General features: G+C 68.4%; 11 protein-coding genes. 6 read left to right on the forward strand and 5 right to left on the reverse strand.

What is annotated here, in order from left to right; translation table 11 throughout:
* The 3 genes from TSO352_RS01710 (at position 1) to TSO352_RS33090 (ending at position 1,427) form a co-directional block, all read left to right on the forward strand.
* Complete coding sequence (locus TSO352_RS01710; protein ID WP_109105666.1) at positions 1–195, forward strand: transposase domain-containing protein; 195 nt, start codon at positions 1–3, stop codon at positions 193–195.
* 439 nt (positions 196–634) lie between these two features.
* On the forward strand, positions 635–1,123 hold the full coding sequence (locus TSO352_RS01715; RefSeq protein ID WP_109105667.1) for a heme-binding protein: 489 nt from the start codon (positions 635–637) through the stop codon (positions 1,121–1,123).
* A gap of 166 nt (positions 1,124–1,289) precedes the next feature.
* On the forward strand, positions 1,290–1,427 hold the full coding sequence (locus TSO352_RS33090) for a hypothetical protein (RefSeq protein WP_158284505.1): 138 nt from the start codon (positions 1,290–1,292) through the stop codon (positions 1,425–1,427).
* Positions 1,428–1,451: 24 nt separating this feature from the next.
* Here TSO352_RS33090 and TSO352_RS01720 read toward each other — a convergent pair whose 3' ends face one another.
* Both TSO352_RS01720 and TSO352_RS01725 read right to left on the reverse strand, forming a co-directional pair.
* Complete coding sequence (locus tag TSO352_RS01720) at positions 1,452–2,870, reverse strand: replication initiation protein (protein ID WP_109105668.1); 1,419 nt, start codon at positions 2,868–2,870, stop codon at positions 1,452–1,454.
* Positions 2,871–3,542: 672 nt separating this feature from the next.
* Entirely contained in the window at positions 3,543–4,295 is a 753-nt protein-coding gene (locus TSO352_RS01725; protein ID WP_109105669.1) for a TSUP family transporter, read from the reverse strand.
* A 119-nt stretch (positions 4,296–4,414) separates the two neighbouring features.
* On the opposite strand from TSO352_RS01725, the gene TSO352_RS01730 reads away from it, so the two are divergent.
* The 3 genes from TSO352_RS01730 to TSO352_RS01740 all read left to right on the forward strand — a co-directional run bounded on the left by TSO352_RS01730 (position 4,415) and on the right by TSO352_RS01740 (position 7,637).
* Positions 4,415–5,290, forward strand: a complete 876-nt coding sequence (locus TSO352_RS01730) for a LysR substrate-binding domain-containing protein (RefSeq protein WP_109105670.1) — start codon at positions 4,415–4,417, stop codon at positions 5,288–5,290.
* A gap of 140 nt (positions 5,291–5,430) precedes the next feature.
* Positions 5,431–6,639, forward strand: coding sequence for an MFS transporter (locus TSO352_RS01735; protein WP_109105671.1), 1,209 nt, complete (start codon positions 5,431–5,433; stop codon positions 6,637–6,639).
* 41 nt (positions 6,640–6,680) lie between these two features.
* Positions 6,681–7,637 (forward strand): aldo/keto reductase, encoded by a 957-nt coding sequence (locus tag TSO352_RS01740; protein ID WP_109105672.1) that lies wholly within the window; start codon positions 6,681–6,683, stop codon positions 7,635–7,637.
* Between the two features lie 63 nt (positions 7,638–7,700).
* Here TSO352_RS01740 and TSO352_RS01745 read toward each other — a convergent pair whose 3' ends face one another.
* The 3 genes from TSO352_RS01745 to TSO352_RS01755 form a co-directional block, all read right to left on the reverse strand.
* The gene (locus tag TSO352_RS01745) at positions 7,701–9,020 is read right to left on the reverse strand and encodes a chloride channel protein (RefSeq protein ID WP_247871843.1); all 1,320 of its coding nucleotides are present in this window, start codon (positions 9,018–9,020) and stop codon (positions 7,701–7,703) included.
* 259 nt (positions 9,021–9,279) lie between these two features.
* Positions 9,280–9,501 carry a hypothetical protein gene (locus TSO352_RS33380; protein WP_199231457.1) on the reverse strand — a complete coding sequence of 74 codons (222 nt, stop codon included), beginning with the start codon at positions 9,499–9,501 and terminating at the stop codon, positions 9,280–9,282.
* A gap of 329 nt (positions 9,502–9,830) precedes the next feature.
* The gene (locus TSO352_RS01755) at positions 9,831–12,122 is read right to left on the reverse strand and encodes a carbohydrate-binding domain-containing protein (protein ID WP_109105674.1); all 2,292 of its coding nucleotides are present in this window, start codon (positions 12,120–12,122) and stop codon (positions 9,831–9,833) included.
* Positions 12,123–12,461 lie beyond the last annotated feature (339 nt).

Consider the following 12,461-nt stretch of genomic DNA (forward strand, 5'->3'; position numbering starts at 1 on the left):
GTGACGCCGAGTGTCCTGGGGACCATGATTCCACCACGCTTCATCGACGCTGTGCTGACCGAGACCGGCCACCACAGCGTCCGACGGCGTCCGTTACTGGCGTGGTTGGTGGTCTATTGCCTGTTGGCTTTGGCGCTTTATGCGCAAGCCTCTGACGGCGAGATGCTGCGGGATCTGCTGGAAGGGGGGCGCTGATTGCGCCTGCGGCTTCCCGAGGTGGGAGTGGCCGGCAAGTCAGTGCGCGTCATCGATTGTCGTCTGGGTGGGGCCTTGGAGGCCAAACCGCTGCACCGGCTGATCACCACGCTGATCGACCCGCTCAGCGCTCCGACCAAGGAGCTGGCTGCGCTTTGCCACGAACGCTGGGAAGCCAAGAGCACTTTGCCGAGTTGGAGGTGGCCTTGCCCGGCAAGCGGCCCCCCGGCATCACACATTTTTAAGTTGCTATACTGGCGCAAGGTTGCACGCACTCGACTGGGCCACCAGCCACCTCCATGCAACACGCCAGCCCAGGCTGCGTTTTCGTCGCATTGACAAAGAAATTTCGTAGGAACTTAAATATTCATCTGCCTGAAGTCTTGGCAGACATGAATGATACCAATTCTCAAGACAACCCGAATAGGATGCATATAGAATGCTGAAACACACGCTCGCAGCGTTTGCTGCGGCGACGCTGTTTGCCAGCGTCGCCGCAGCAGAGAGTCCGTCTAAACTTACCTTGTCCGGCGACATCACGATCGAACAGGCTCAGAAAGTGTTGAAGGCGGCTGAAGAGAAGGCTAGGCAGCAAGAAACACTAATGAACATTGCGGTGGTCGACGCCGGTGGTAATCTGAAGGCCTTCAGCCGGATGGACGGCGCTTTTCTTGGAAGCATCGACATCTCAATCCGCAAGGCCAAAACGGCACGGCTTTTCAACATGTCGTCCAAGGAGCTTGGTGATCTGGCCAAGCCCGGCCAGCCGCTCTACGGCATTGAAGTGACAAACGGTGGCCTCACCATCTTCGGCGGCGGCGAACTGATCCGGGACAAGACCGGCACCATTATCGGTGCGATCGGCGTCAGCGGCAGTTCTGTCGAGAATGACATGGCGGTGGCGGCGGCTGGGTCCAGCGGACTTTGAGAACTATACCAGGCTGCAGTGCCGCAACTGTGTCTGCTGGTTGATGACAACTATCCTTACCAGTGAAAGTCCGACTGAGCAGGCCAGCGGGAGGGGCCGAGCCCCCCCCCTGAGACCTGCCCAGTCAGACCGGCAGCCATTCAAGACTCTCGATTTTACTCCGGTCATGGTCCTGCGGCTCGGCAAGCTGTGCGGCAATGGGCCGGCGCTGTGGCTCACCCTTCGGGCCCAGCACGACCTCAATTGCCTGGGCCGCGAGATGGCCACCGACCTCGCCGCAATCCCCGCCCTAGACGCCGCCTGAAACCGGGTGGGGCCTCCCCAATCCTTACCCCTCGGGGGCAGCCGCCTTGGCCGCTTTCGTCCGCCGTGCCGCGACCTCGAAGGCGACGTCCTCGATCAGGCCGCCGGTCAGCGAGGACAGGGCGGATTTCAGGGTCGGCCAGTGGTTCATGCGGGCGGTGTCGGCGACCGCCGGGTTCTTGGCCTTCAGCACCAGGCGGCGGCCGCCCTGGGGGGCTTCCTCGACGCGGTCGGGCTCCAGTTCGGCCAGCAGCGGGGCGGGGACCTTGCCCTTCAGGGCGTGCAGGACAGCGGCCCACAGGGCGGTGACGTCGTCGGCGTCGGGCAGCGGGCCGAGGTCGGCGAGGCCGGCCTCCACCGGGTCGGCGGGGGCGACGGTGTCGACCTTGCCGATGCGGCGCGCGCGGCGGCCGGCGCTGTGGCGTTCGCGCTCCAGATAGGTTTCGGCCGCCTCCTCCTCGTCCTTGGCGAGGAAATCGAGGGTCACCGCCTCGATCTTGCGGCCTTTCCGCTTCATCTTCTCTTCCGGCATGCTGACGCGGAAGGGGGCGAGCTGGTTCACCTCGGCCATGGCGCGGTCGATGGTGCGGGTGCGCAGGATGCCGAAATCCTTGTAGGCGCCCTCCGGCACGTTCATCAGCTTGCGCAGGGTGTCGATATCCAGCTCCAGCGACGGATAGTCCATCTGGTAGCGCTGCATGCCGATCTCGTACAGCTTCAGCGCGTAGGTGCTGGTGACCTTGACCATCGCCGGCCCGGACAGCTTGGCCCAGAGCTGCGACGAGCGCTGAATTTCCAGGAAGGCGTCGGTGAACTGGAAATGGATGTCGGCGGCGTCGCTGTCCTCCTCCTCCTCCGGCCGGACATAGCTGGAAAGGATGCGCAGCTCGGCGCGCGACCGCCGGCCGCGGAACGGGCCGATCACCACCAGGCTGGAGTCGAAGATCTCCTTCAGGGCGTCGAAGATGCGCTCGTTGCCCTTGTGGTTGCCGCGCACCACCCGCTTGGGCAGGCGGTAGAGCTTGTTGGCGAAATTCTGGCTGCCGGCCAGATGGATCATGAAGTTCAGCATCTTCTGCGCTGGCAGCGACAGCCGCGTGCCGTTGGCCGGGTAGCTGTAGACCGCCTCCGCCGCCTTGATCAGGTGCTTGTAGCCGTCGCGCTCGAAGGTGGCGCTGGCGACCCGCGCGGTCAGGCCGGCCACCGGGGCGGCGGCGTCCGGCGCCACCGAGGGCAGGTTGGGCGGCAGGTTGGTCGCCGCCGTGCCGTCGCCGTCGATCACCGCACCACCGGCCAGATCCTCCGGCCCCAGCACGACGAGGCCGGATCCGGTCTTCTCCGCGCTGCCGGTCTTCTCCATGGTGACGGAGGGCGCAGCCGCGGTCGACGGGGCGGAATCCTCCGCCACCGCACCACGCGTCTTCCTGCGCCCCGTCGCCGCCATCGCCGTCCTCCACCGAAATCGACGGAGGCTAGATCAATCCTTACCGGAAAAACAAGTAAGGAAAGGGTCGCGGCGAAGAATCCTTGATATCCTTACACCCTGGGGGCGACAGCCTTACGCCCCGGGGGGTGTGCGACTCGCCCCCACCCAGTAAGGCACTTTCCCCCGCCCTGTAAGGAAGATTCGCTGCGACTCGCGGACTCCGCTGGCTTTCGTACCCGACGAATCCTTTTAAGAGGGAAAGGGAGTCGGAAACGCCGACAAAGCGCCGGATTCGGACCAGCCTCCATCGGACAGATCCGCCCATCCCGCCCCCTCCTCCATCCTTACACGACCCGAATCGGTGCGACTCGAGCCCCCCGGAGATGCGATTCAGGACCAGCGCCATCCTTACGCCTTGGGGGCTTGCGGCTGCTTTTGCTGTTCAGGGATGGATGGAGAGGTTTCATCCTTACGGCCTGGGGGCACCCAACGCCGGATTTGTGCCCCCAAGGAGTAAGGATCGCCTTCCGCAACGCACTCCTCCGAGTCGTAAGGATCGGCTGTTCAGGATTCCAAGGGCTTGGGCGCCCCCAGGATGTAAGGAAGGCCGCCCCCAAGCCGTAAGGATCGGAGAGCGGCCTTCCAATGGACTGGTGGCGCCGGATCCGGCCCCCAAGGCGTAAGGATCGACTAGTGCGCGCCCAGCAGCAGCAGGCCCTGGCCCAGATAGACGCTGGCGGTTCCCATCACCAGATAGCGGCTCCACAGGCGGAACTGGGCGTCGCTCATGCGGTCCAGCACCCGGCGCGACAGGTTGGTGCCCAGCAGCGCCATCCCGATCGACAGCAGGATCACCGTCGCCTCCACCGTCTCGCCGGGCGCGGCGGCGACCAGCGGGGCGAAATAGACGATCTTCACCACGTGGCCGAAGACCTGGATGGTCGCCTTGGTGGCGACGACGGTCTGCCGGCTCATCAGGGTGCGGACGAAGAAGACGTCGAGCAGCGGGCCGGAGATGCCGGCGACCAGCTGCACCCCCATGCACAGGAAGCCGCCCAGCAGCCCGTGCAGCGGCTTCTGCGCGTCGAGCGCCCAGCGGCCGGGCACGGCGAGCGCCAGGAAGGGCGTCAGCCCCAGGATCAGCAGCGACACCGCCTGGTCGGGCACGGCGCCCACCAGAGCGAAGATCGCGCCGGCCCCGGCGCTGCCGAGGGCGAAGCGCAGAACGATCGGCCAGGCGACATGGCGCCGCCACAGCCACGCCCGCCAGCCGTTGGAGGTGAACTGCGTCACCCCGTGCAGCAGCATCGCCGACGGCACCGGCAGCAGGACCAGCAGCAGCCCCATCAGCACCATGCCGCCGGCCATGCCGAACAGGCCCGACAGAAACGAGGTCACGAGCACGGTGAGGCCAAGCCCCACCATCAGCGGAAGCGTCAGCATGAATCGGTCCGATTGTCAGAGATCAGGCTGGAAAAATCGCACGGTGGCGGCTTGCGCCGCAAACGGCATTGTTCGATGCTCAGCCTCAGGAAAAGTTGGGGTCAAGTAAGGATAGCGCGATGCGGCGCCTGCCATCGCTGAACGGTCTGCGCGCCTTCGAGGCGGCGGCCCGCCACGGCAGCTTCACCGGGGCGGCGGCGGAGCTGCACGTCTCGCCGGCGGCGGTCAGCCGCATGGTCAGGCTGCTGGAGGAGCGGCTGGGCTTTCCGCTGTTCGACCGCCGGGCCAACGCGCTGGTGCTGACTGAACGCGGCCGGGCGTTGCAGCCGGCGCTGACCGAGGCGCTCGATTCGATCGCCCGGCGGGTGGAACAGGTGTCGGCGATGCGGGCCGGGCCGGTGCTGACGGTGGGGATGGGGGCGACGGTGGCGGTGCGCTGGCTGATCCCGCGCCTGTCCAGCTTCCACCTCAGCCATCCGGAGATCGAGGTGCGGATCGCCACCGGCGGAGCCGGTGCGCCGATGAACGACGACTGGACCTGCGCCGTCCTGCTGGGTGACGGCCAATGGCCGGGCTATGAAGCGGAGCGGCTGTTCTCCTCCACCATGCAGCCGGTCTGCGCCCCACGGCTGGCGGCCGAACTGCGGACACCGGCGGATCTGGCCGCCGCCACGCTGCTGCACGTCTCGCATTGGGGGGAGGACTGGCCGCGCTGGCTGGCCGCCGCCGGGATGGAGGGGCCGACGCCGAAAGGGCTGTCCTTCGGCAGCTACGCGATGACCTTGCAGGCGGCGACCGACGGCATCGGGGTGGCGCTGGCCCCGACGCTCTACATCCTGGACGACCTCGCCGTCGGGCGGCTGGCCATCCCCTTCCCGCTGGCGGTGCCGATGGTCCATTCCTGGTATCTGGTCTACCGCGCCTCCCGTCGCGAGGATGCCGGCTTTGCGCCGTTCCGGGACTGGCTCTACGCCCGTTGCGGCGAGGCGGCCTGAGCCGCCAGTGTCGGGCCGGGCATAACGGGGTGGCGCAAATTGCCGATGCGCCGGGCGCGCGTGCCGACGTACGGTGCCGGCTGTTCTTGCCTCTGGCCGCCCCACGGCCATGTCCCCTCCGGCCCCCACAGGACCGCGCGATGCCCTCGACCGCCGCCCCGCTTGCCGAAGACGCCGCCCATCCGGCCCTGTCCCGTTCGCTCATCCTGCTGATGGCGCTGGCCTGCGGCGTGGTGGTCGCCAACATCTACTACGCCCAGCCGCTGGTCGCGCTGATCGGCCCGGCGGTCGGGCTGTCGCCGGAGACCGCCAGCCTGGTCGTCACCCTGACCCAGATCGGCTACGGCGCCGGGCTGATCCTGCTGGTGCCGCTGGGCGACCTGCTGGAGAATCGGCGGCTGGTCGGCGTCACCCTGTGCAGCACCGTGGTGGCGCTGCTGGTGGCGGCCGTCGCGCCGTCGGCCGGGCTGTTCCTGGCGGCGTCTTTCCTGATCGGCGTGACCTCCGTCGCCGTGCAGATGCTGGTGCCGCTCGCCGCCCACATGGCGCCGGAGGCGTCGCGCGGGCGGGTGGTCGGCAGCGTGATGAGCGGGCTGCTGCTCGGCATCCTGCTGGCGCGGCCGGTGTCGAGCCTGATCGCCGACAGCTTCGGCTGGCGCGCGGTGTTCGGCCTGTCGGCCGTCGTGATGGTCGGCTTCGCCGTCCTGCTGACCCGCGTGCTGCCGCAGCGGCGGCCGACGAGCCGGTCGAGCTACGGGGCGCTGCTCGGCTCGCTCGGGCGGCTCCTGGTGCGCACGCCGGTGCTCCAGCGCCGCACCGCCTACCAGACCATGATGTTCGCGTCCTTCAGCCTCTATTGGACCGCCGTGCCGCTGCTGTTGGCCGGGGCGCCTTTCCACCTGACCCAGCGCGGCATCGCGCTGTTCGCGCTGTCGGGGGCGGCCGGCGCCCTGGTGGCGCCGATCGCCGGGCGGATCGCCGACCGCGGCTGGACCCGGCCGGCGACCGGCTTCGCGCTGGCGACGGCGGCGCTGTCCTTCTTCGTGGCGCGGGCCGGGGAGGGCTCCATCGCCCTGCTGGTGCTGGCCGGGCTGCTGCTCGACATGGGGGTGCAGATGAACATGGTGCTGGGGCAGCGCGCCATCTACTCGCTGGGGGCCGAGACTCGCAGCCGGATGAACGCCATCTATATGGCGATCTTCTTCGTCGGCGGTGCCGCCGGCTCGGCGCTGGCCGGCACGGCCTTCGCGCTCGGCGGCTGGGGGCCGGTGACCTGGATCGGCTTTGCCTTTCCGGCGCTGGGCCTGCTGTTCTACCTGACCGAATTCCGCAGGCGTCGCACCGCCTGAGGGCAAGACCCGACGCCACGACCAGCCAAGGAGAAAGACACATGGATCAACGTCCACTCGGCCGCAGCGGCCTGACGGTCGCCCCGCTCTGCTTCGGCGGCAACGTGTTCGGCTGGACCGCCGACGAGGCGACGTCCTTCCGGCTGCTCGACGGTTTCGTCGAGGCCGGCTTCAACCTCATCGACACCGCCGACGTCTATTCCGCCTGGGCGCCGGGCAACAAAGGCGGCGAGTCCGAAATGATCATCGGCCGTTGGATGAAGAGCCGCGGCAACCGCGACCGCGTCGTGCTGGCGACCAAGGTCGGGTCGGAGATGGGGCCGGGCAAGAAGGGCCTGTCCCCCGCCTGGATCCGGACGGCGGTGGAGGATTCGCTGCGCCGGCTCCAGACCGACCGCATCGACCTCTACCAGTCGCACTGGGACGACCCGGCGACGCCGTTCGAGGACACGCTGGGCGCCTACAAGGAGTTGATCGACCAGGGCAAGGTCCGGGCCATCGGCGCCTCCAACCTGACCGCGCCGCGCTTGGCGGAGGCGCTGGCGGTCAGCGCCCGCACCGGCCTGCCGCGCTATGAGACGCTGCAGCCGGAATACAACCTCTACAGCCGGCAGGGCTACGAGGCGGAGCTGGAGGGGCTGTGCCGTGACAATGGCCTGGGCGTCATCAGCTACTACGCGCTGGCCGCCGGCTTCCTGACCGGCAAATACCGCTCGGCCGCCGATGCCGGCAAGAGCGCCCGCGGGCAGGGGGCGGTGTCGAAATACCTGAACGACCGCGGCCGGGCGATCCTGGCGGCGCTGGACGCGGTGGCGCAGCGCCACGCCGCCACCCCGGCGCAGGTGGCGCTGGCGTGGCTGATCGCCCGCCCCGGTCTGACCGCCCCCATCGTGAGCGCGTCGAAGCCGGAGCAGATGGCCGACCTGATCGCCGCGGCGTCCCTGCGTCTCGACGCCGAGGACATCGCGCGGCTGGATGGGGCGAGCGCCTGGGCGTGAAATCCCGGCGAACGCTTGAAAGCTCCGTTCAAGCGTTCGCCGGTATCGGGCGTTCGCCGGCCGTCACGCCGACGGCAGCGTCGCCGCGGTCTTCCCGGTGGGTGTGGCCGGGGCCGGCTTGCCGGCCTCCTCCGCCTTCAGCAGCTCCAGGAAGCCTTCGGCCATCGCGTGGTAGACCGACTTCGGGCAGACCAGCCGCGACAGGCTGGTGGCGATCAGCGCGCTGACCATCAGCGGCAGCAGCATGTCGGGCGACGCGCTCATCTCGGTCACGATGATGACGGCGGTCAGCGGCGCCTGCACCACGCCGGCGAAATAGCCGACCATCGACAGCAGCACGACGCCACCCAGCGGGCTGTCCGGCAGCAGGCCGCCGATGACGGAGCCGATGCCGGCCCCCACCGACAGCGAGGGGGAGAAGATGCCGCCGGGGATGCCGCAGACCCCCGACAGCGCCGTCGCCAGCAGCTTGGCCGGGGCGTAGTACCAGGGCAGCACCGACGCCCCGTCCAGCGTGGCGCGGGCCTGTTCATAGCCGGTGCCGAAGGTCAGGCCGCCGGTGGCGACGCCGATGACCGCCAGGGCGACGCCGCAGCCCAGCGCCACCAGCACCGGGTGGCGGGCGAGTCGGCCGCCGAAACCGTGGCGGATCCGGCCCGACAGCCACAGCAGCAGCGTGCTGAACCCGCCGCCGGCCAGCCCGCCGACGACACCGGTCCCCAGCACCGCCTTCCAGTCCCCCCAACCCACCGAAGCGGCGGTGTGGCCGAAATAGGCGTAGTTGCCGAGCAGCCCGATGGCGACCAGGCCGGCCGCCACCACCGCGACCAGGACGAGGCTGCTGGTGCGCTTCTCGAAGCTGCGGGCCATCTCCTCGATGGCGAAGACGATGCCGGCCAGCGGCGTGTTGAAGGCGGCGGCGACGCCGGCGGCCCCGCCGGCCAGGATCAGGCCGGGCTCGCGCCCCAACCCGGCGAGCGAGCCGGCGATCAGCATCACCGAGGCGCCGATCTGCACCGTCGGCCCCTCGCGCCCGATGGAGGCGCCGCACAGCAGCCCGACCAGGGTCAGCAGGATCTTGCCGACGGCGATGCGCGGCGACAGCAGGCGGCGCTTGGCCGCCGGGTCCTGGATGTGGCGGGCGGCGATGGCCTGCGGGATGCCGCTGCCCTGCGATCCCGGCACAACGCGCAACGCCACCCAGGCCGACAGGGCGATGCCCAGCGGCGTCACCAGGAAAGGCAGCCAGGGCAGGGCGGCGACCGCGGTCTGGAACAGGTGCTGGGCGTGGTCGGCGGCGACGGCGAACAGGACGGCGATCAGCCCGACCGCGCCGGCCCCGCTCCAGAACAGCAGGCGCCGGCGCCAGCTTCTGGGGGACACCCAGACATGACGGGGGCGTCGCAGCCGGGGGGGCAGCGCGTGTTGCGGGCGGCTGGCAGGGGGCATCGATCGGGCCGGAAACGGGGGATGAGGCGGGTGAAGGCGCGGAAAGCCTCCAAACCTATGCCGATTTTTCGCCGCGGGTCCACCCCTGGCGGCCCCTTGCGGTGTGGATCACGGCCGTTTCGGCTTAATTCCCGTCCCTGCGACTCGATTTTGCCAGGAGTCCGGCCATTCAGCGGCGACCTTGGCGGTGAACTCAGCGGCGGGCGGCGCCGGAATGGGGGCGGCCCTGCGCACCGGCCGCGGAATGGGTGGTGGTGTGGGGGCGGGCGGCGCGCGATGCGATGGCGGCGCCCTGCAGGCTGCGCGGGTCGCGCCGCTGCTGCGCCATCTCGACCTCGCGGCGGAATTTCGGGCCGAGCGCCTCGTAGGCGGCCTTCAGCTCGGGATCCTTCATCCAGATGTCACGGCGGTCCATGGTTTCCTCTTGAATTGGCTGGCCGTCGGCGTGACGCCGACCAGGCCCACGGCGTGCCGGTCCCGTATCGGACAGGGCGTCCGATGTGTTTCGTGGGATCAGTCCCGCGTTCCTTTGACGAGCGCGGCGGCAGTGCCGGAATGACAGGTTGGGGTGGCGCGTCTTGTCTTCAAGATGCCCCCGGCGTTTGGCCGGGCGACGTTTCGAAAGCGATAACGTCTTGTCCACCCCAAGGTTCCAGCCGATCGTTGCGCCGACGACGAAGCGCCGGCGCATAACTCCGCCCCGGCCGCCGGTTCTATGACCGGCGTTCCGGGAACCGGGGGTTCTTACGCCCCGTGCAGCAGGCCCATCTGGTCGAACGCCAGGGCGTCGAAGCCGTGCTGGTAGACCGGCGAGTCCGACGCCAGCGTGTAGTTGCCCGCCGACGCGTTGGTGAAGTGGGCGTTCAGCCATTCCGACCCCTGGTCGTAACCGGCGGACTGCCAGTTCTGCAGGGTGCCGGCCGAGCCGCTGGACATCACCTGGGGCCAGGCGTGGAACAGCTGGGCGTTGGCGTTGGCGCCGGCATACTCGTTGTCGTGGAAGCTGCCGGAGGTCGACGGTCCGTAGATCTCGACGGCGTCGCCCTTCGAGGTGTCGATCACGTTGCCGGTGATCTGGTTGTTCGACATCACGTGGCCCTTCCAGCCGCTCCAGCCAACGTTCTGCTGCAGGCCGATGGCCTCGCCGGTGTTGCCGGCGATCAGGTTGTTGTCCACCGTGTTGTTCCAGCCGCCATGCAGGAAGATGCCGCCGATGTTGCCGTGGACGTAGTTGCCCTTCACCGTGACGCCGCTGGTCCAGTCGTCGAGGTAGATGCCCCGGCTCGCCACGTCGCCCGTGGGGTTGGTCGCCGTGGTGCCGGTCACCTCGTTGTTGAGGACGGTGTGGTTGGTCAGGTCCTGCTGGCGGTTGATCAGGTAGATGCCGCCGCCGTCGTTCGATTCCAGGTTGGCGTTGACCACCTTGTTGTTGGCGATGGTCACCCGGTAGGTCGCGTCGCTGCCATCCGTTTGAACCGAGCCGACGGCGATGCCTTTTTCCGGCGAGTTCTCGACCTGATTGTGCGTGACCTTGACGTCGGAGCTGCCGTTGATCCAGATCCCGGCATCGCCGCGGTTGGCCGCGTTCGAATGCTGGACGAGGTTGTTGGACACCACCGTGGCGTTGGAGTGGGCCTTCACGAAGATGGCCTCGGCGCCGGTGTGGTCGAACTGGTTGCCGACGACCTGGCTGTTGGCGCTGTTCTGCACCGTGATGCCATAGCCGCCACCCTTCACGACGTTGTTCGCGAAGGTCAGGCCGGCGGCGTTGTCGGCGAAGACGTAGTGCCCGCCCACGACGCCGTCGGCGAAGGTCAGGCCCTCGATGGTCACGTTCTTGGCACCGCCGAGGCCGAACGACACCGAAGCCTGCGAGCTGCCGTGGATCACCGCCTTCTCGTTGCCGTAGCCGTGGAAGGACACGCCGGAATCCTGGCCGTCCAGCCACAGCCCGTTCGCCGGGTGATAGTCGCCGCCGCGGACATAGGTGGTGTCGATGGTGGGATCGGCGCGCATCGCCGTCTGCGCCTTGGCCAGGCTGGCGAAGGGGCCGTCGGTGCCGTCGGCGTTCGGGGCGGCCAGCTTGCCCGACCAGCTGTCCTTGCCGTTGGTCGCGACATAGAAGGCCGGGCCGGTCGGCGTCCCCGCCGAGGGGGTGGTCGGCGTTGTCGGGGTCGTCGGCGTGGTGGGGGTGGTGGGGGTGGTCGGCGCCGTGGTGGTGCCGGCCGGGAAGTCGGAGGCCGGGGCGTGCAGCTCCAGCGTGCCGTCCCACCACAGGCCCTTCTGTCCGGCGACCACGTCCTTGCCGTCGAGCGCGCCCTTGTCATAGGTGACGGCGCTGCTGGTCGAGGCGTAGCTGTGGCCGTTGACGGCGATGCTGTTGACGGTCAGCCCACGGTCCTGGCCGTTGATGACGGCGTCGTTGTCGTACTGGACCTGAATCTTGTGCGCGGCGCCGTCGGTGGCGTCGGTGGTGAAGCTGTAGGCCTTGGCGGCGGTGCCCACCGTGGCCTCGCCGATCGTCTTGCCGTCGACCAGCAGCTTGAAATGGGCGTTCACGCCGGCCGCCTCGGTGCCGGAGGCGTTCACCACGATGGTGTCCTTGCCGCCGGCAGCGCCAGCGGTCGGGGCGGCGGTGGTGGAGGCGGGGAAATAGCTCTTGTCGGCGTTCACCACCAGCGTGCCGTCCCACCACATGTTGGACTGGCCGGCGACGACGTCCTTGCCGTCGAGCGCGAACTTGTCGTAGCTGACGATGCCGGCGGTCGGCGCGACCGACTTGCCGCCGATGCTGATGCCGTTGACCGTCAGGTTGCGGTCTTCGCCGCTGATGGTCGCGTCGTTGTCGTACTGGATCTGCACCTTGTGCGCGGTGTCGGCGCTCAGCGTCGGGGTGAAGGTGAAGTCCTTCGCCGTGGCGGCGGCGCTGCCTTCGCCGACCTTGGTGCCGTCGACCAGAAGGGTGAAGTGCGCGTTGGTGCCGGCGGCGGCCTTGCCCTGCGCGTTCACGACGATCTTGGTGGTGGTGCTGGCCATGGGTGCGGTGTCCTCGCCTGATTGCTGGCCCGGCCTGGGCCTGAATTCGGTTGGGCCTGAGAAATCCTTCGGGCCTGGAGTCGGTTGGGCCTGAACCCGGTTGCGCGGCGAGGATGGACAAGTCCGGCGGGATCTTTGTGTGATGTTTCGCCGCCGGGGCCCGGAATTTGGGACAAATTATGGTCAAGCCGACGTCGGCCCGATTCACCCCGACGTCTTGATTGCAGTGCAGCATTTCGGCAACAGGGATCCCTGTGAAAAATAGCGGAAAACCCCAATAGCTGCAGGAAGCCGTTGAACGAAAGGTGCTTTTCCCGGATTGTTTGGGATAGCCACAAC

Source organism: Azospirillum sp. TSO35-2, from assembly GCF_003116095.1.
In the GTDB taxonomy this organism is placed as follows: Bacteria; Pseudomonadota; Alphaproteobacteria; order Azospirillales; family Azospirillaceae; genus Azospirillum.

Bases quoted from the DNA above. Each gene is read 5' to 3' on its own strand.
- TSO352_RS01715 (WP_109105667.1), top strand. From the start codon at position 635: ATGCTGAAACACACGCTCGCAGCGTTTGCTGCGGCGACGCTGTTTGCC.
- TSO352_RS33090 (WP_158284505.1), top strand. From the start codon at position 1,290: ATGGTCCTGCGGCTCGGCAAGCTGTGCGGCAATGGGCCGGCGCTGTGG.
- TSO352_RS01720 (WP_109105668.1), bottom strand. From the start codon at position 2,870: ATGGCGGCGACGGGGCGCAGGAAGACGCGTGGTGCGGTGGCGGAGGAT.
- TSO352_RS01725 (WP_109105669.1), bottom strand. From the start codon at position 4,295: ATGCTGACGCTTCCGCTGATGGTGGGGCTTGGCCTCACCGTGCTCGTG.
- TSO352_RS01730 (WP_109105670.1), top strand. From the start codon at position 4,415: ATGCGGCGCCTGCCATCGCTGAACGGTCTGCGCGCCTTCGAGGCGGCG.
- TSO352_RS01735 (WP_109105671.1), top strand. From the start codon at position 5,431: ATGCCCTCGACCGCCGCCCCGCTTGCCGAAGACGCCGCCCATCCGGCC.
- TSO352_RS01740 (WP_109105672.1), top strand. From the start codon at position 6,681: ATGGATCAACGTCCACTCGGCCGCAGCGGCCTGACGGTCGCCCCGCTC.
- TSO352_RS33380 (WP_199231457.1), bottom strand. From the start codon at position 9,501: ATGGACCGCCGTGACATCTGGATGAAGGATCCCGAGCTGAAGGCCGCC.
- TSO352_RS01755 (WP_109105674.1), bottom strand. From the start codon at position 12,122: ATGGCCAGCACCACCACCAAGATCGTCGTGAACGCGCAGGGCAAGGCC.